We start from the raw sequence: 16,932 nt of genomic DNA, 5'->3' as shown, positions 1-16,932 counted from the left end.
TTGCCCCGCTTCGATAACGGTCCGGAAAGGATTTCTGGAGACTGAAAATGCGCACATGGATGCTTGCGCTCGCCGCGGGTCTGGTCCTGCCACGCTTCCTTCCTGCCTTGCCCGCGCAGTGGTTCTGTGCGGCGCTGGCGGCTGTCGGACTGCTGCTCCTGCTGCGTCACCGCTGGGTGGCGCCGGGCTTGTTTCTGCTGGGCTTGAGCTGGGCCTGCTACCAGAGCCAGAGCGCCATCGACGACCGCTTACCGGCGTCCATGGACGGTCGTACGTTCTGGATCGAGGGACGGGTAGTGGGGTTGCCCAGCCGTATCGGCAATGTGGTGCGCTTCGAGCTCGACGACATCCAATCGCGCCATGCCGGGTTGCCATCGAAGGTGCGGCTGTCCTGGTATGACGGTCCGCTGCTGCAAGCCGGCGAGCGTTGGCGCCTGGCGGCGCGACTGAAGCGACCGCATGGCATGGTCAATCCCCACGCCTTCGATTACGAAGCCTGGTTGCTGGCGCGACGCATCGGCGCCACGGGCACGATAAAGGCAGGCGAGCGCCTGACGGCGTCGACGGCAAGCGACGGATGGCGCGATCAGCTTCGGGCGCGGCTCATGGCCATTCCGGCATCCGATCGGCAGGGCGCCATCGCGGCACTGGTGGTGGGTGACGATTCCGGTTTGAGCCGCGGCGACTGGCAGGTGTTGCAGGACACCGGCACCGTCCACCTGATGGTCATCTCCGGACAGCACATCGGCATGCTGGCGGGGCTGCTCTATGGTCTGGTCGCATTGCTGGCTCGCCTGGGTGCGTGGCCGCGGCGGTCGCCCTGGTTGCCCTGGGCGTGCGGGCTGGCGTTAAGCGGTGCGCTGGCCTATGGCTGGCTGGCCGGTTTCGAGGTACCGGTGCGTCGTGCCTGCCTGATGGTGACGGTGGTGCTTGTCTGGCGATTGCGCTTTCGCCATCTGGGTGTCTGGTTGCCGCTGCTGCTGGCGCTCGATGGCGTCCTGCTGATCGATCCTCTGGTGACATTGCAGCCCGGGTTCTGGCTGTCGTTTGGAGCGGTGGCAGTTCTGGCATTGGCGTTCTCGGGGCGGCTCGGCTCATGGCGCTGGTGGATGGCCCTGACCCGGGCGCAGTGGGCGGCCACCCTTGGTCTGCTTCCGCTGTTGCTGGCCCTCGGATTGCCGATAAGTGCGAGCGGGCCGCTGGCCAATCTGCTTGCCGTACCCTGGGTGAGTCTGACCGTGCCCTTTGCGTTGCTCGGTACGCTCCTGCTGCCCGTGGCCGGGGTTGGCGAAGCGCTGCTGTCGGTGGTGGGCTATTCGCTGGCATTGCTGTTCGACGTCCTGGCGGCGATAGCCAATTGGCAACCCGCCTGGATTGCGGTCGGCCTGCCCGTCTGGGCGCTGGCGTTAATCGGGCTGGGCGTCCTGTTGCTGTTGCTGCCCGCGGGTATTCCGCTGCGTTCGCTGGGTTTGCTGCTGCTGTTGCCGCTGGCGTTCCCGCCTCGTGTCGAGGTGCCAGACGGCCGGGCGCAGGTCTGGGTATTGGATGTGGGGCAGGGCCTGGCGGTGCTTGTACGCACCCGCGAGCATGCACTGCTCTACGATGCCGGGCCGAAGCAGGGCGACTTCGATACGGGCGAGCGGGTGGTCGTCCCTTCGCTCCGGACCCTTGGCGTGACTCGGTTGGATCTGCTGTTGCTGAGTCATGCCGATAATGATCATTCGGGCGGTGCGGACGCGGTTCAGCGGTTGCTGAGGGTTGATCGGGTGGTCAGTGGCGAGCCGTCGCGCCTTGCGCCTGATCTGGGCGCCGAACGTTGCGAAAGCGGTAGCAGCTGGCAGTGGAACGACGTGCGCTTCAGTCTGTGGCAATGGCAGATGGCACGCGACAGCAATCAGCAGTCCTGCGTGCTGCAAATCGAGGCCAATGGTGAGCGGATCCTGCTCACCGGCGACATCGACCAGGCCGCGGAGCAGGCATGGCTGGCAAGCGAACAGCGCACCCCATCGCACTGGCTGTTACTGCCCCACCATGGCAGCCGCAGCTCGTCGTCAGAACCGTTTCTGCGCGGCGTCGCCTCCCATGCCGCGCTGATCTCGCGCAGCCTGCACAATGCCTTCGGCCAGCCACACCCAAGCGTGGTCGAGCGGCTCGAGACCCTCAATATCCGGGCCTACGACACCGCCTTGCATGGCGCAATCCGCATAGAGCTGGGAAGCTTTTCGCCTCCTCGGCTACAACGTTCGCAGCGACGATTCTGGCGGGAAAAATGAGAACGGCGGCCGTCGGCGACCCGGTGACCCTATGCTAGAGTGGCGCCACTTTTTCGAGGGGGATTCATCTCGTGTGGGAGCTGGTCAAAGCAGGCGGCTGGATAATGCTGCCAATCATCCTGTGTTCCATCGCAGCCGCCGGCATCATCGCCGAGCGCCTATGGACGCTGCGTCCGAGCCGTGTCACACCTCCGCATCTGCTAGGCCAGGTCTGGAAGTGGATCAAGGACAAGAAGCTCAGCAACCAGAAACTCAAGGAGCTGCGCGCCGACTCCCCGCTGGGTGAGATCCTCGCCGCCGGCCTGAGCAATTCCAAGCGTGGTCGCGAGATCATGAAGGAGTGCATCGAGGAGGCCGCCGCCCGCGTCGTTCACGATCTGGAGCGCTATCTCAACGCCCTGGGCACCATCGCCGGCATTGCACCCTTGCTCGGTCTGCTGGGGACCGTGCTGGGCATGATCGAAATCTTCAGTGCCTTCATGGGCTCGGGCATGGCCAACGCACCGCTTCTCGCAGGAGGCATCGCCAAGGCGCTGATCACCACCGCTGCGGGCTTGATGGTCGGTATCCCCGCGCTGTTCTTCCATCGTTTCCTGCAGCGTCGCGTCGACGAACTCGTCGTCGGCATGGAGCAGGAGGCGATCAAGCTGGTGGAAGTGGTGCAGGGCGACCGCGATGTCGATCTCGGTGAGGAGAAGGCGTGAAATTCCGTCGCAAACCCCGGGAGAACGTGGAGATCGGACTCGCACCGCTGATCGACGTGGTGTTCATCCTGCTCCTGTTCTTCGTGGTCACCACCACCTTCACCCGTGAAACGCAGCTCAAGGTCGACCTGCCAGAAGCGGCCAGCGGCACACCGCCTCAGGATGCCGAGGTTCGCCAGCTGGAAGTGCTGATCGATGTGGCTGGCAATTATTCGCTCAATGGCAAGGCGCTGCTCAAGAGCGATCTGAATTCGCTGATGGCCGCGCTGAGCAAGGAGTCCGGCGGCGACAACCGGTTGCCGATGGTCATCAGCGCCGATGGCAAGACGCCGCACCAGGCGGTCATCACGGCGATGGATGCCGCAGGCAAGCTCGGCTTCGCCCAGCTGCGGATCACCACGGTCGAGGCGCAGGCGTCGCCCTGATGTCCGTCGCCGAGCGCCTGCAACGTGCCTGGTATCAGGGGCATCCGGCTTTGTGTCTGCTGGCGCCCCTGGAGCTGCTGTACCGGCGAGTGGTCGAAGCCAGGCGCCGGCGTTTCCTCGAAGATCCGAACACCTCCTATCGTGCTCCTGTTCCGGTTGTCGTCGTCGGTAACATCACCGTCGGTGGCACGGGCAAGACGCCGCTGATCCTCTGGTTGATCGAACACTGTCAACGTCGCGGGCTGCGTGTCGGGGTCGTCAGCCGTGGCTACGCTGCCGAGCCCCCGACGCTGCCGTGGCGGGTTCGCGCCGAGCACCCGGCACAGCACTGCGGCGATGAGCCTCTGCTGATCGTTCAGCGTACGGGGGTTCCGTTGATGATCGATCCTGATCGCGCGCGCGCCGTTCGTGCTCTGCTCGAGCAGGAGCCGCTCGATCTGATCCTCTCCGACGACGGTCTGCAGCACTACCGTCTGGCGCGCGATCTCGAACTGGTGCTGATCGATGCCGCGCGTGGGCTTGGCAACGGCCGCTGCCTGCCGGCTGGCCCCCTGCGTGAGCCGCCTGAGCGGCTTGGCGAGGTGGATGCCGTACTGTTCAACGGCGCCGCCGCCGATACCGTCGAAGGGTATGCGTTCAGCCTTCAGCCGGTTGGCCTGGTCGAGCTGAGTACCGGTCGACGTTGGCCGCTGGATCACTACCCGGCCGGCCAGCAGTTGCATGCGGTGGCGGGTATCGGCAACCCGCAGCGTTTCTTCGACACGCTCGAGACGCTACACTGGCGACCGATTCCGCACGCCTTCGCCGATCACGCCGATTACAGCCCGGAGCAGCTGAAGTTCAGCCCCGAGCTGCCACTGGTGATGACGGAGAAGGACGCGGTGAAATGCCGGGCGTTCGCACCCCCGGGTTGGTCGTATCTGCAGGTGCAGGCCGTGCCCTCCACGGCGTTCGTAACCTGGTTCGACGATCAGCTGGCGCGATTGCTGCCCGATCTCTCTTAAGCCGCTCGACCTGCCGCCGCGGTCGATCGCTTCCAAGGACTGCGCATGGATACCAAACTGCTCGACATTCTGGCCTGCCCACTATGCAAGGGGCCGTTGAAGCTCGCCGAGGACAAGTCGGAACTGATCTGCAAGGCCGATGGCCTGGCCTTTCCCGTGCGTGACGGCATCCCGGTAATGCTCGAGAGCGAAGCGCGTACTCTGGATGTGGATGAGCGTCTGGACAAATGAGCACCGCCTATACCGTCGTCATTCCGGCCCGCTACGCATCGACCCGATTGCCCGGCAAGCCGCTGCAGGACATCGCCGGCAAGCCGATGATCCGACACGTCTGGGAGCAGGCGCGCAAGAGCGCGGCTCAGCGTGTAGTGATTGCCACTGATGATCAGCGCATCGTCGATGCCTGCACAGCGTTTGGCGCAGAGGTCGTGCTGACCCGCGCCGAGCATAACTCCGGCACCGATCGTTTGGCCGAGGTGGCCGAGCAGCTCGGGCTGCCTGGCGATGCCCTCGTGGTCAACGTGCAGGGCGACGAGCCGATGATTCCGCCGGCTGTAATCGACCAGGTCGCCGCCAATCTGGCGGACCATCCGGAGGCTGCCATCGCTACGCTGGCCGAACCTTTGGCGGATGCTCAGGCGCTGTTCAATCCCAATGTTGTCAAGGTGCTCTCGGATATCAACGGCCTGGCGCTGACCTTCAGCCGAGCGCCGCTGCCCTGGGCGCGTGACAGCTTTGCCGTGGACCGCAGCCAGCTACCGCCCGGCGTCCCTTACCGGCGGCACATCGGCATCTATGCCTACCGTGCTGGATTCCTGGCCGACTTCGTGTCCTGGGGCCCGTGCTGGCTGGAGGATACGGAGTGTCTGGAGCAGCTGCGTGCGCTCTGGCATGGGCGGCGCATCCATGTGGCCGATGCCGTCGAAGCTCCTCCCGCCGGGGTCGACACGGCTGAGGACCTGGATCGGGTTCGCCGTTTGCTGGGTGGCTGACATGAAGGTGCTGTTCGTCTGCATGGGGAATATCTGCCGTTCGCCCACGGCCGAGGGTGTGTTTCGCCAGCGGATCGAGCAGGCCGGCCTTGGCGCGCGAGTCGAGATCGATTCCGCCGGAACCGGCGACTGGCATGTCGGCAAGGCGCCAGACCAGCGAGCGTGCGAGGCGGCGAGACGGCGTGGTTACACGCTCGACGCCTTGCGCGCCCGGCAGGTTTCCATTGCGGACTTCCAGCGCTTCGATCTCATCCTGGCAATGGATCACGACAATCTGGCACGGCTGCAGGCTCTGCGCCCGAAACACGGCGCCAAGGCGGAAGTCGACCTGCTGCTGCGTCGCTACGGGCTTGGCTGCGACGTAGTGCCCGACCCTTACTATGGCGAAGCAGACGGCTTCGACAACGTGCTGAATCTCATCGAAGAGGCCAGTGATGCGCTGCTCGCCGAGATAAAGGGGCGACTGTGAGCCTTACCATAGAAGCAAACCGCTCCCTCAAGCCATTCAACACCTTTGCCGTAGACCAGCGTGCCCAATATTTCGCCGAGGCGCACAGTGATGCCGATGTGTATGAGGCGATTGCCCGTGCGCGCCAGCTTGGGGTGCCGCTTCTGCCGCTCGGTGGCGGAAGCAACCTGCTACTGACTCGCGATGTGCCAGCCCTGGTGCTGCACATGGCCAGTCGAGGCAAGCGGATCATCGACGAGTCGGCCGGTCAGGTGATCGTCGAGGTGGAGGCCGGGGAACCCTGGCATCCCTTCGTGCTCTGGAGTCTGGAGCAGGGCCTGATGGGGCTGGAAAACCTGAGCCTGATCCCCGGGACCGTGGGCGCTTCACCGATTCAGAACATCGGTGCCTATGGGGTCGAGATCAAGGATGTCTTCTCCGGTCTCACGGCACTGGATATCGAAACCGGGGCGCTTCGGGACTTCGCGCTGGCCGACTGCGCATTCGCCTATCGTGACAGCGTTTTCAAGCAGATGCCGGGGCGCTATCTGATCCTGCGGGTGCGTTTGGCTCTGCGCCGCCAGGCCCCGTTGCATCTCGAATATGGCCCGATCCGCCAACGGCTGGCGGAGCAGGGGGTCGTCGAGCCCACGGCTGTGGATGTCAGCCGTGCGGTCTGCGCCATTCGCAGTGAAAAGCTGCCGGACCCGCGGGAGCTGGGCAATGCCGGGAGTTTCTTCAAGAATCCGCTGGTGAGCGCCGGGACGGCGCAGGCGCTTCGCGCGGCTTATCCCGATCTGGTCGCCTATCCGCAGGACGCTGGCTTGGTAAAGCTGGCTGCTGGCTGGCTGATCGAAAGAGCTGGCTGGAAGGGATTTCGCGATGGCGACGCCGGCGTTCATCGGCTGCAGGCACTGGTGCTGGTGAACCATGGACAGGCTACCGGCGAGCAGCTGCTGGAGCTGGCGCGACGGATCCAGGCCGACGTGCTCGAACGCTTCGATGTCTCCCTGGAAATCGAGCCGAACGTGCTCTGATCGGTGGTCGATTGCCTGCAACCGGCCTGGATGGGCAACGTTCGCCGGTCCCAAAGAGATAGCGGTACCCGACGCCCGATGCAGTGCATCGGGCGTTCTTGTATCTGCCGCTACGTTCGCCGGAGATGCGCTGCGCTAGAGCTAGATGCAACGCATTCTCAGGGTTGGACGAAAACAAAAAAAGGGATGCCGAAGCATCCCTTTTTCAACACCCGTGCCGTTTAGCCTTGCGGCTTCTCACGGTTGTCCGTTTCGGAGCCTTGAGCAGGCTGCTCCGATTCCTCGGCAGCAGGCTGAGGCGCCTCGTCGAGTGCTGGCGCTACCGGCTTGTGCTCGCTTGCATCGTCGGCAGGCACTTGCTCGGCAACCAGTTCGGTCGACTGTTGCTCCACTGCGGGCTGCTGCTGGGCAGGCACAGGCTCTATCGTCTGCTCGGGCTGAGCGTCTGCTGCCTGCTGAGCGACGGGCTGCTCCGGCTGCGTGTCCACGACCGGCTCGCTGGCGACGATCTCAGGGCTCGCCAGCGGTTGCTCCGCTGCGGCCTTGGCTTCGGCTTCAGCTGCCTCCTTGGCCAGGCGCTCGGCTTCGCGTTGACGGCGACGAACCTCGCGCGGATCGTTCGGTGCGCGGCCGCTCGGCGTCAGCGTCGGGGTGGCAGCCAGTGTCGCTTCGGGCTTCTCGACAATAGGCTCCGGGGCGGGCTGGGGCGCTGCTTCCGGCTGGGCGACCTGCGCTACCTCTTGCGGCGCTTCCTCGGCCGGCTGTACCGGAATATCGGTCGGCGCCTCGGCTGGTGCAGGTTCTTCGCTGGCTTTGCGCTCGTCGATGCCTTCGCTCGCAGCAGGCTGGGCGACTGGCGCGTGTTCGACGATCGTAGCGACGCCTTCGCTGCTGGTCTGAATCACCGTGTCTTCGGGCAGCGTCGCCTGGGGCGCGGCTTCGGTGTCGGCGGTGTTGGCGGCCAGGGCGGCGGCAGTAGCGGCGATGGCGATTTCCTCGGTCTTCACCGGGGCATTGCTCTCGTCGGCGTCTTCGATTTCGTTGCCGTTGGCATCGCGCTGGCGTTCGCGACGGTTGCTGCGACGACGCTGACCACGGGAGCGACGACGTGGTCGCTCGCTGTCGTTGCCTTCCGCGCCTTCGTTGGCTTCCTGAGCATCTTCGGTCTCGCCGATTTCCAGAGCCTGCTGCAGCAGTTCATCCGCAGGCGCTGCCTGCTGTTCGGCGCGCGGCTTGCGCTCTTCGCGCGGGGCGCGTGGCTCGCGGGGCTGGCGCTCGGCCTGCTCCTCCTGCGCTACTGTCGGTGCTTCGTCGATCGGAGCGCGCAGTTCACGCTTGCGCTCTTCGCGTGGCTTGCGCTCTTCTCGCGGAGCACGCTCGCGACGTGGCTGGGCTTCAGCGGCCTCTGCCTGCTCGCGGGGCTTGCGCTCGTCGCGCGGCGGGCGTGGCTGGCGCTCTTCACGCGGCTGACGTTCTTCGCGAGCCTGGCGCTCCTCGCGGGGTTGCCGTTCTTCGCGCGGCTGACGCTCTTCACGCGGCTTGCGCTCCTCGTCACGCCCATTGCGGGAATCGCGGCGGCGATTCTGTTGACGGCCACTGCGGCGCTCGTCGTTGCGCTGCGGACGGGCGGATGCCGGCTTCTTCTCTACTTGCGCCGCGGCCTGGGGCTCTTCGGCCTTGCCCGCGAACAGACCAACCAGCGATTTGATCAGGCCCTTGAACAGGCTTGGTTCCTGCGCGGGCGTAGCCACGGGCGCTTCCGCAGGTGCCGGAGCGGCGCTGGTGGCGGGTGCGCTACGCTGCGGTGCGGTCTTGACCGCGGCCTCCTGGCGAACCAGGGTGCGAGTCGAACTGACCGGCTGGACTTCTTCGGCCTCGCTCTGGCTCATTTCGTAGCTGGCCTGGCCGGCGATGATCTCCGGGCTGTCGTCACGCAGGCGCTGAACTTCGAAGTGCGGCGTTTCCAGGTGGTCGTCCGGCAGGATGAAGATGCGCGCGCGGGTGCGCAGTTCGATCTTGGTGATGGCGTTGCGCTTTTCATTGAGCAGGAACGCCGCGACCTGGAAGGGCACGCGGGCGCGGACTTCGGCGGTGCGATCCTTGAGGGCCTCTTCTTCGATCAGGCGCAGGATCGCCAGTGACAGCGATTCGACGTCGCGGATGATGCCCTGGCCGTTACAGCGCGGGCAGACGATGCCGCTGGTTTCGCCCAGGGAAGGGCGCAGGCGCTGGCGGGACATTTCCAGCAGGCCGAAACGCGAAATGCGGCCGACCTGAATGCGCGCGCGGTCGGCTTCCAACGCTTCGCGCATCTTTTCTTCGACAGCGCGCTGGTTCTTGGCCGGGGTCATGTCGATGAAGTCGATCACGATCAAGCCGCCGATGTCGCGCAGGCGCAGCTGGCGGGCGATTTCCTCGGCCGCTTCCAGGTTGGTCTGCAGTGCGGTCTCTTCGATGTCGCCGCCTTTGGTGGCGCGCGCCGAGTTGATGTCGATGGACACCAGGGCTTCGGTCGGGTCGATGACGATGGAGCCGCCGGAAGGCAGTTTCACTTCACGCTGGAAGGCCGTTTCGATCTGGCTTTCGATCTGGAAGCGGTTGAACAGCGGCACGCTGTCTTCGTACAGCTTGATCTTGCTGGCGTACTGCGGCATCACCTGCTGGATGAAGCTCAGCGCCTCGTCCTGCGCCTCGACGCTGTCGATCAGCACTTCGCCGATGTCCTGGCGCAGGTAGTCGCGGATGGCGCGAATGATGACGTTGGATTCCTGATAGATCAGGAATGGCGCGTCGCGATCCTGGGAGGCGTCTTTCACCGCGGTCCAGAGCTGCAGCAGGTAGTCGAGATCGCACTGCAGTTCTTCGCTGGAGCGACCCAGGCCGGCGGTGCGCACGATGAGGCCCATGTCGGCTGGAATGTTCAGGCCATTGAGCGCTTCGCGCAGTTCATTGCGCTCTTCGCCCTCGATGCGGCGGGAGATACCGCCGGCTCGCGGGTTGTTCGGCATCAGCACCAGATAGCGGCCGGCGAGGCTGATGAAGGTGGTCAGGGCCGCGCCCTTGTTGCCACGTTCTTCCTTTTCGACCTGGACGATGACTTCCTGGCCTTCGCGCAGCACATCCTTGATGTTTACGCGGCCTTCAGGCGACTTGCTGAAGTACTCGCGGGAGATTTCCTTGAGGGGGAGGAAGCCGTGCCGTTCGGCACCGAAGTCAACGAAGGCGGCTTCGAGACTGGGCTCGACGCGGGTGATCTTGCCCTTGTAGATGTTGGCTTTTTTCTGTTCGCGGGCACCGGATTCGATGTCCAGATCGAACAGGCGTTGGCCGTCGACCAGTGCGACACGCAACTCTTCGGGCTGAGTTGCGTTAATTAGCATTCTTTTCATGTAGTACCGTCGGTTTCCGTGGCATCCGGAAACGGCGTTCGGCACACACGACTCTCGCGGTCGGTGTCAGGTGAGTCAGGAATGGTTGTAAGGCACTCCAGTGTCCAGCGATGTGCGGCCAAATGGGCCGGCGTCGCGACGACGTCTCCTGCTTGCTGTCGGAACAGAAGCAATGGTTCGGGAGGAGGAATCAGGCATCGGTAGCGGACGGAATGGAGCGTCTGTGAAAGCCTTTGCTACGCAATCCGATGCTGTGCATCTCCACCCAACACGCATACTTTGAAAATCGGGTGCCGCTCGCAGAATCCGGGGAGCGGGTTGTTATCGCGATTCCCCAGTGGGGGCACGCATCATGTCTTCAAGGCTTGTTTCGCAACTTCACCGCTACTTGAGGGAAGCTCCGTCGGACGGCCTCACGTCCTCGAACATTTTTGCCAGTCAGGGCGGGCGTATCATTGGCCTCCCGTGACCTGGCCGCTTTTGGCGGCGTTCGCGACTATAACAGCAATGTTTAAGTGCTTCAATTCCATGAAAATTGGTATGATGCCGCGATGACCAATACCCCCTCCCAGACCTCCGGTGTGCAAATACTCGAGGTCGCTCCGGAACTTGCCGGCCAGCGCATCGACAACTTCCTTCGTACCCAGCTCAGAGGCGTTCCCAAGACGCTGATCTACCGCATCCTGCGCAAAGGCGAGGTGCGGGTGAACAAGGGGCGGATCAAACCCGAGTACAAGCTGCAGGCCGGCGATCTCGTGCGCGTGCCGCCGTTGCGCCTGGCCGAGCGAGACGAGCCCGAGCCGCTGGCCCAGGGGCTGCTGGAGCGGCTGGAGAGTGCCATCGTCTACGAGGACAAGGCGCTCATCGTGCTGAACAAGCCGGCCGGCATCGCCGTGCACGGCGGCAGCGGGCTGTCCTATGGCGTGATCGAGGCGTTGCGCCAGCTCCGCCCGGACGCCAAGGAGCTTGAACTGGTCCATCGCCTCGATCGGGATACGTCCGGCCTGCTGATGGTCGCCAAGAAGCGCAGCATGCTGCGCCATTTGCATCAGGCGCTTCGTGGCGACGGTGTGGACAAGCGTTACATGGCGCTGGTGCGCGGCCGCTGGGATACCTCGAAGAAGCAGGTCAGTGCGCCGCTTCTGAAGAATACCCTGCGTTCCGGAGAGCGCATGGTCGAAGTGACCGAGGACGGCAAAGAGGCGCTGACGCTGTTTCGTGTGCTGCGTCGTTTCGGTGATTTCGCGACGCTGGTCGAGGCCAAGCCGGTGACCGGGCGTACACACCAGATTCGTGTGCATGCACGCCATGCGGGGCACAGTATCGCCGGGGACAGCAAGTATGGTGACGAGGACTTCACTCGCGAGGTTCGCGAGTTGGGTGGCAAACGTCTGTTTCTGCATGCCTATGCGCTGAAGGTGCCCCTGCCGGATGGCGGGGAGCTGTCGCTGGAGGCACCGGTCGACGAGGTGTGGGCTCGCACGCTGGAGCGTCTCGGTGAGTAACTACAAGGTTCTGATATTCGATTGGGATGGCACCTTGGTCGATTCGATCGGGCGTATCGTCGAATCGATCCATGTTGCAGCTCGGTCCTGTGGCCTGCCGCAAGTCGACGACACGGCGGTCAAGGGCATCATCGGGCTGGCGCTACCTGAGGCCGTCGAGGTGCTGTACCCGGGACAGGTCGATGCGGCGCGGGTCGAGGCGTTTCGCCACCATTACGGTGAACATTACCTGGGGTTGGAAGCTCAGCCTTCCATGCCGTACCCAGGTGTTACCGAAGCACTCTCGGAGTTCCGCGAGGCTGGTTATCTGCTCGCGGTGGCGACCGGCAAGGGGCGTCGTGGGCTCGATCGCGTCCTGGCGGGGCAGGGGTGGGAAGACTTGTTCGATATCACGCGTTGCGCGGATGAAACGGCAAGCAAGCCTGATCCTCTGATGATTCACGAGATCCTCGCGCACTGCGGTGTCCGCCCGGAGCGGGCGCTGATGATCGGGGATTCGGTGTTCGATCTGCAGATGGCTCATCGTGCTGGGGTGGACAGCGTTGCGGTTGGCTACGGTGCGCAGCCGCTGCATGTCCTGCAGCAGTTCGAGCCGCGCCTGGGGATCGACCGTTTTTCGGAGCTCGGCAGTTGGCTGCGCTCCATGGCTGGTTCTGAGGTGAATGCATATGTCGGATGAATGGAAAGCTCCGGTGGATGAGTCCAAGGACGATCGCAGCAGCTGGAAGTTGCTGGAAAAGACCCTGCTTGCGGGCGTTCAGGAGCAGCGGCGTGCTCGGCGCTGGGGAATATTCTTCAAACTTTTGACTTTCATCTACTTGTTCGGAGCGCTGGCGCTGTTTTCGCCGGCGCTGCAGCTAGGGAAAGGCAAGGCTGCGCGGGAGAGCCATACCGCGGTGATCAACGTGCGCGGAATGATTGCCGACGAGGAATCCGCGAGTGCGGATAACATCGTGGGCGCCTTGCGTGCGGCCTTCGAGGACGCCAATACGAAGGGTGTGATCCTGCGCATCAACAGCCCTGGCGGCAGTCCGGTTCAGTCGGGCTACATCTATGACGAGATTCGTCGCCTGCGCGGCGAGTACCCGGCCATCAAGGTCTATGCGGTGATCACCGATCTGGGTGCTTCGGGCGCCTATTACATCGCCAGTGCGGCCGATGAGATCTACGCGGACAAGTCCAGTCTGGTCGGCTCGATCGGAGTGACCGCGGCCACCTTTGGTTTTGTCGATACCATGGAGAAGCTCGGTGTCGAGCGTCGTGTGTATACCGCGGGCGAGCACAAGGCGTTTCTGGACCCGTTTCAGCCAGAAAAGCCGGAGGAGACCCGGTTCTGGCGAAGTGTTCTGGCGACCACTCATCAGCAGTTCATCGATAGCGTCAAGCGTGGGCGCGGTGAGCGTCTCCAGGATGCGCAGCATCCGGAGTTGTTCTCAGGGTTGATCTGGTCCGGCGAGCAGGCACTGGAGTTGGGGTTGGTCGACGGTCTGGGTAGCACCGCCTACGTCGCGCGCGAGGTCGTCGGTGAGCCGGAGATCGTTGATTTCACGGTGAAGGAGTCGCCATTCGATCGTTTCACCAAGAAACTGGGAACCAGCGTCGCCGAGCGTCTGGCGATTCTTGCTGGGCTGCAGGGGCCGGCGCTACGCTAGCTGTGTGGATGGGCGTCGTCAGGGAATGTCGATGCCTTCGTTCAGTAGCATGTCTACCAGGCGAATCAGCGGCAGTCCCACCAGGCTGGTGACGTCCTCGCCTTCGGTTGAGCGGAAAAGGCTGATGCCCAGTCCTTCGGCCTTGAAGCTGCCCGCGCAGTCGAAGGGTTGTTCTGCTTTCAGGTAGCGTTCGATGCGTGCCTCGTCGAGCGTCCGGAAGTGCACGGTAAAAGGCACGCAGTCGGTCTGGATGGTTCCGGTTTCGCTGTTGAGCAATGCCAGTCCGGTGAGAAAGGTGACCTTGCTGCCACTGGCGGCCTGTAACTGCAGCTTCGCGCGTTCGAATGTGTGCGGTTTGCCGAGAATGGCCCTGCCCAATACTGCAGCCTGATCGGAGCCAATGATGAGATGGCCCCGGTAGTGCTCGGCCAGTGCTCTGGCCTTGTGCTCGGCAAGTCGGCGCACCAATTGCTCGGCTGTCTCGCCTGATAACGGAGATTCGTCGATATCCGGTGCGCAGCTGGTGAAAGGCAGTTGCAGGCGGGACAGCAGTTCCCGACGATAACGAGAGCTGGATGCGAGAAGCAGGGGGCGCATGTTTCCTCCTTTATATATAGCGGCTGGCATTGTATGCGCTGCGTCGTGAAGCTGGGCGGAATTCCTTTGACAGGTGACAGGCACGTCCCTAGAATGCCGCGCTTATGTTGAAAGGACCGATACCTCCGCACGTAGATCCGCGCAAGCTCGCAGACCGAGCGGCCACTCTTGAGGGTGCGCTGCAGTTGTCGCAGCTCAAGCGGCTCACCGATCCTCTCGAAGAAGATCAGGGTGTGGTGCGCGCCAGTTTTGCCTTCGGGCGCGACGAGCAGCGTACTGTGGTTATCCACAGTCAGCTCGACGTTGAGGTCAAGATGATCTGCCAGCGTTGTCTGGAGCCGGTTGTTCTGCCAATTCACAGCGAGTGCGATTATGCCGTTGTGAATGAAGGCGCGAGCAGCCTGCACCTGCCCAAAGGCTATGACGTGCTGGAAGTGGGAGAGGATCCTCTGGATCTGCTGGCGCTGGTCGAAGACGAGCTGTTGCTTGCTCTGCCGATTGTTCCACTCCATGACCCTGAAATTTGCCAGCCGCCGGTTGGGCCAGATGAGCCTGAGCCGAGTGAGGACGAGGTAACGCGGTCCAACCCGTTCAGCGTACTGGCGCAGTTAAAGCGTGACCCAAACGTTTAGGAGTTGATCCAAATGGCTGTTCAGCAGAACAAAAAATCCCGTTCCGCCCGTGACATGCGTCGTTCGCACGACGCGCTCGAGCCGAACGCTCTGTCCGTGGAAAAGAGCACCGGTGAAGTTCACCTGCGTCACCACGTTTCCCCGGACGGTTTCTACCGTGGTCGCAAGGTGATCGACAAGGGCGCTGACGAGTAATCCTTGTCCGCTCCGGTCATCGCGATCGATGCAATGGGTGGGGACTTCGGTCCCCACTGCATTGTTCCGGCCAGCCTTTCCTGCCTGGCTGAAAACCCCTCGCTGCATCTGGTCCTCGTCGGCCAATCCTCTCTACTCGAACAGCTGGTCGCCAAGCATCCCGGTGTCGATCGTGCGCGCCTGAAAATCGTCGATGCGCCCGAAATGGTCACGATGGACGAGCGGCCCGCTCAGGCCTTGCGCGGCAAGCCACGTTCCTCGATGCGTGTAGCGCTCGAGCAGGTGCGTGACGGTGGTGCGCAAGCCTGCGTGAGTGCCGGCAATACCGGCGCGTTGATGGCGTTGGCGCGCCAAGTGCTGAAAACCCTTCCAGGTATCGACCGTCCGGCCATGGTGACCGCACTTCCGACGCGGGGTGCTCCGTGCCTGTTGCTGGACCTCGGTGCAAATGTCGACTGTCCGGCCGAGCAGCTCTATCAGTTCGCGGTGATGGGGGCCGTGGCGGCGGAATCCCTGGGCAGGCAGCAGCCTCGGGTCGCGCTGTTGAATGTCGGCACCGAAGAAATCAAGGGCAATCAGCAGGTCAAGCTCGCGGCTGCGTTGCTGCAGCAGGCGGCTGGCCTCAACTATCGTGGTTTCATCGAGGGCGATGGGCTGTATCGCGGCGAAGCAGACGTCGTGGTATGCGATGGTTTCGTCGGTAACATCTTGCTCAAATCCAGCGAGGGTCTGGCTGGCATGCTGGTCGCCAAGGTCGAGGCGCTGTTCAGGCGCTCGATTGCAGCACGTATCGTTGGTGCTGTTGCGTTGCCGCTGTTGCGTCGATTGCGCGCGGAGCTCAATCCGGCGCAGTACAACGGTGCTAGTTTTCTAGGGCTGCAGGGAATCGTGGTCAAGAGTCACGGCAGTGCTGGCGCTGATGGATTCAAGGCGGCCATTCGCCGCGCAGCGCAGGATGTCGAGCATGATCTTCCCGCGCAGCTACGAGACCGTCTCGGGCAGTTTTTCAGAGTCGATGGGTCATCCGGTGGGACGGATGATGTGACCGCTCGAGATGGCTGGCCATCCAACTGAAATTCGGTACGCCTGCATGGGCGTGTTCTTCAGACGAACAGAACCATAAGAGAGCCGTTTCATGTCCGCATCACTCGCTTTCGTCTTTCCCGGTCAGGGTTCGCAATCGCTCGGCATGCTGTCCGAGCTTGGTGCTCAGCAGCACGTCATCATCGACACCTTCGCCGAAGCGTCCGCTGCGCTGGGTTATGACCTCTGGGCGCTGACTCAGCAGGGGCCGGAAGAGCAGCTCAATCAGACCGACAAGACCCAGCCGGCTATTCTTGCAGCCTCTGTCGCGCTCTGGCGCCTGTGGCAGGCAGAGGGTGGTCCGCGACCTGCCTTCGTTGCCGGGCATAGCCTTGGCGAGTATTCGGCGCTGGTAGCTGCCGGTAGCCTGCCGTTCGCCGATGCAGTCAAGCTGGTCGAGCTGCGCGGGCAGCTGATGCAGCAGGCGGTGCCGGCCGGCCAGGGCGGTATGGCAGCGATCCTTGGCCTCGAAGACGCCGATGTATTGGCCGCATGCGCCGAAGCCGCACAGGGTGAGGTGGTCAGTGCGGTCAACTTCAACGCGCCGGGTCAGGTAGTGATCGCTGGTAGTGCTGCGGCCGTGGAGCGCGCCATCGAGGCGTGCAAGGCCAAGGGGGCCAAGCGCGCAATGGCGCTGCCGGTCAGTGTACCGTCGCATTGTGATCTCATGCGCCCAGCGGCCGAGCGCTTCGCCGCGTCGGTCGAGGCAATCGCCTGGCAGGCGCCGCAGATTCCGCTGGTACAGAACGTCAGCGCGGCCGTGGTGGCCGATCTGGATGCGCTCAAGCGCGATCTGCTGGCGCAGCTGTACAGCCCGGTGCGCTGGGTCGAATCCATGGTGGCCCTGGGTGACCGCGGAGTGACTTCGCTGGTCGAGTGCGGCCCCGGCAAGGTCCTGTCCGGTCTCAACAAGCGCTGCGTCAAAGGCGTCAGCACCTACAATCTCGATACCCCCGAAGCCTTTGCCGCGACTCGTGACGCATTGGCTTGAACAAG

Annotated in this window: 17 protein-coding genes; 15 read left to right on the top strand and 2 right to left on the bottom strand. The window is 63.5% G+C overall.

The window, feature by feature from the left end; all coding sequences use genetic code 11:
• Window positions 1-47 precede the first annotated feature (47 nt).
• The 8 genes from ACVRRC_RS11265 (at window position 48) to murB (ending at window position 6,883) form a co-directional block, all read left to right on the top strand.
• Complete coding sequence (locus ACVRRC_RS11265; protein WP_472997022.1) at window positions 48-2,273, top strand: DNA internalization-related competence protein ComEC/Rec2; 2,226 nt, start codon at window positions 48-50, stop codon at window positions 2,271-2,273.
• Between the two features lie 71 nt (window positions 2,274-2,344).
• The gene (locus ACVRRC_RS11260; protein WP_013983260.1) at window positions 2,345-2,977 is read left to right on the top strand and encodes a MotA/TolQ/ExbB proton channel family protein; all 633 of its coding nucleotides are present in this window, start codon (window positions 2,345-2,347) and stop codon (window positions 2,975-2,977) included.
• Window positions 2,974-3,402 (top strand): ExbD/TolR family protein, encoded by a 429-nt coding sequence (locus ACVRRC_RS11255; RefSeq protein ID WP_013983259.1) that lies wholly within the window; start codon window positions 2,974-2,976, stop codon window positions 3,400-3,402. Before ACVRRC_RS11260 ends, ACVRRC_RS11255 begins: the two co-directional genes overlap by 4 nt.
• Complete coding sequence (gene lpxK, locus ACVRRC_RS11250) at window positions 3,402-4,406, top strand: tetraacyldisaccharide 4'-kinase (RefSeq protein ID WP_013983258.1); 1,005 nt, start codon at window positions 3,402-3,404, stop codon at window positions 4,404-4,406. The genes ACVRRC_RS11255 and lpxK overlap by 1 nt, the downstream gene beginning before the upstream one ends.
• Before the next feature lie 45 nt (window positions 4,407-4,451).
• Complete coding sequence (locus tag ACVRRC_RS11245; RefSeq protein WP_011913743.1) at window positions 4,452-4,637, top strand: Trm112 family protein; 186 nt, start codon at window positions 4,452-4,454, stop codon at window positions 4,635-4,637.
• Window positions 4,634-5,398, top strand: coding sequence for a 3-deoxy-manno-octulosonate cytidylyltransferase (kdsB, locus tag ACVRRC_RS11240; protein ID WP_045632499.1), 765 nt, complete (start codon window positions 4,634-4,636; stop codon window positions 5,396-5,398). The genes ACVRRC_RS11245 and kdsB overlap by 4 nt, the downstream gene beginning before the upstream one ends.
• Before the next feature lies 1 nt (window position 5,399).
• Complete coding sequence (locus ACVRRC_RS11235) at window positions 5,400-5,867, top strand: low molecular weight protein-tyrosine-phosphatase (RefSeq protein ID WP_014597103.1); 468 nt, start codon at window positions 5,400-5,402, stop codon at window positions 5,865-5,867.
• Window positions 5,864-6,883 (top strand): UDP-N-acetylmuramate dehydrogenase, encoded by a 1,020-nt coding sequence (gene murB, locus ACVRRC_RS11230; RefSeq protein WP_472997021.1) that lies wholly within the window; start codon window positions 5,864-5,866, stop codon window positions 6,881-6,883. The genes ACVRRC_RS11235 and murB overlap by 4 nt, the downstream gene beginning before the upstream one ends.
• Window positions 6,884-7,104: 221 nt before the next feature.
• Here murB and rne read toward each other — a convergent pair whose 3' ends face one another.
• Entirely contained in the window at window positions 7,105-10,272 is a 3,168-nt protein-coding gene (gene rne, locus ACVRRC_RS11225; RefSeq protein WP_472997020.1) for a ribonuclease E, read from the bottom strand.
• 551 nt (window positions 10,273-10,823) lie between these two features.
• On the opposite strand from rne, the gene rluC reads away from it, so the two are divergent.
• The 3 genes from rluC to sppA are packed head-to-tail and all read left to right on the top strand — an operon-like array spanning window position 10,824 to window position 13,429.
• Window positions 10,824-11,777: a 23S rRNA pseudouridine(955/2504/2580) synthase RluC gene (gene rluC, locus ACVRRC_RS11220; RefSeq protein ID WP_013983253.1), complete on the top strand. Its 954-nt coding sequence runs from the start codon at window positions 10,824-10,826 to the stop codon at window positions 11,775-11,777.
• Complete coding sequence (locus ACVRRC_RS11215; protein WP_045632496.1) at window positions 11,770-12,456, top strand: HAD-IA family hydrolase; 687 nt, start codon at window positions 11,770-11,772, stop codon at window positions 12,454-12,456. Before rluC ends, ACVRRC_RS11215 begins: the two co-directional genes overlap by 8 nt.
• The gene (gene sppA, locus ACVRRC_RS11210) at window positions 12,446-13,429 is read left to right on the top strand and encodes a signal peptide peptidase SppA (protein WP_011913736.1); all 984 of its coding nucleotides are present in this window, start codon (window positions 12,446-12,448) and stop codon (window positions 13,427-13,429) included. The genes ACVRRC_RS11215 and sppA overlap by 11 nt, the downstream gene beginning before the upstream one ends.
• An 18-nt stretch (window positions 13,430-13,447) precedes the next feature.
• On the opposite strand, the gene ACVRRC_RS11205 is transcribed toward sppA, so the two are convergent.
• Complete coding sequence (locus ACVRRC_RS11205) at window positions 13,448-14,026, bottom strand: Maf family protein (protein WP_472997019.1); 579 nt, start codon at window positions 14,024-14,026, stop codon at window positions 13,448-13,450.
• A gap of 104 nt (window positions 14,027-14,130) precedes the next feature.
• Here ACVRRC_RS11205 and ACVRRC_RS11200 point away from each other — a divergent pair, with 104 nt between their 5' ends.
• The 4 genes from ACVRRC_RS11200 to fabD all read left to right on the top strand — a co-directional run bounded on the left by ACVRRC_RS11200 (window position 14,131) and on the right by fabD (window position 16,927).
• Window positions 14,131-14,658, top strand: a complete 528-nt coding sequence (locus ACVRRC_RS11200; RefSeq protein WP_045632493.1) for a YceD family protein — start codon at window positions 14,131-14,133, stop codon at window positions 14,656-14,658.
• Between the two features lie 12 nt (window positions 14,659-14,670).
• Window positions 14,671-14,853 (top strand): 50S ribosomal protein L32, encoded by a 183-nt coding sequence (gene rpmF / locus ACVRRC_RS11195; protein ID WP_003293518.1) that lies wholly within the window; start codon window positions 14,671-14,673, stop codon window positions 14,851-14,853.
• A gap of 3 nt (window positions 14,854-14,856) precedes the next feature.
• A complete protein-coding gene (gene plsX / locus ACVRRC_RS11190; protein ID WP_013983249.1) occupies window positions 14,857-15,927 on the top strand; it encodes a phosphate acyltransferase PlsX in 1,071 nt (356 codons plus the stop codon).
• 61 nt (window positions 15,928-15,988) lie between these two features.
• Window positions 15,989-16,927 carry an ACP S-malonyltransferase gene (gene fabD / locus ACVRRC_RS11185; protein ID WP_053527989.1) on the top strand — a complete coding sequence of 313 codons (939 nt, stop codon included), beginning with the start codon at window positions 15,989-15,991 and terminating at the stop codon, window positions 16,925-16,927.
• The last annotated feature ends 5 nt before the right edge of the window (window positions 16,928-16,932 follow it).

The organism is Stutzerimonas sp. LR2 (genome assembly GCF_055755175.1).
Note: the sequence above shows the minus strand (reverse complement) of the source record. Positions and strands in the feature narration are given on the sequence as shown.

What these genes read in the sequence shown, in the direction of transcription:
- ACVRRC_RS11265 (WP_472997022.1), top strand. Translation starts at nt 48, where the DNA reads ATGCGCACATGGATGCTTGCGCTCGCCGCGGGTCTGGTCCTGCCACGC.
- kdsB (WP_045632499.1), top strand. Translation starts at nt 4,634, where the DNA reads ATGAGCACCGCCTATACCGTCGTCATTCCGGCCCGCTACGCATCGACC.
- fabD (WP_053527989.1), top strand. Translation starts at nt 15,989, where the DNA reads ATGTCCGCATCACTCGCTTTCGTCTTTCCCGGTCAGGGTTCGCAATCG.
- ACVRRC_RS11205 (WP_472997019.1), bottom strand. Translation starts at nt 14,026, where the DNA reads ATGCGCCCCCTGCTTCTCGCATCCAGCTCTCGTTATCGTCGGGAACTG.
- ACVRRC_RS11245 (WP_011913743.1), top strand. Translation starts at nt 4,452, where the DNA reads ATGGATACCAAACTGCTCGACATTCTGGCCTGCCCACTATGCAAGGGG.
- rne (WP_472997020.1), bottom strand. Translation starts at nt 10,272, where the DNA reads ATGAAAAGAATGCTAATTAACGCAACTCAGCCCGAAGAGTTGCGTGTC.
- sppA (WP_011913736.1), top strand. Translation starts at nt 12,446, where the DNA reads ATGTCGGATGAATGGAAAGCTCCGGTGGATGAGTCCAAGGACGATCGC.
- lpxK (WP_013983258.1), top strand. Translation starts at nt 3,402, where the DNA reads ATGTCCGTCGCCGAGCGCCTGCAACGTGCCTGGTATCAGGGGCATCCG.
- ACVRRC_RS11235 (WP_014597103.1), top strand. Translation starts at nt 5,400, where the DNA reads ATGAAGGTGCTGTTCGTCTGCATGGGGAATATCTGCCGTTCGCCCACG.
- rluC (WP_013983253.1), top strand. Translation starts at nt 10,824, where the DNA reads ATGACCAATACCCCCTCCCAGACCTCCGGTGTGCAAATACTCGAGGTC.
- rpmF (WP_003293518.1), top strand. Translation starts at nt 14,671, where the DNA reads ATGGCTGTTCAGCAGAACAAAAAATCCCGTTCCGCCCGTGACATGCGT.
- ACVRRC_RS11200 (WP_045632493.1), top strand. Translation starts at nt 14,131, where the DNA reads ATGTTGAAAGGACCGATACCTCCGCACGTAGATCCGCGCAAGCTCGCA.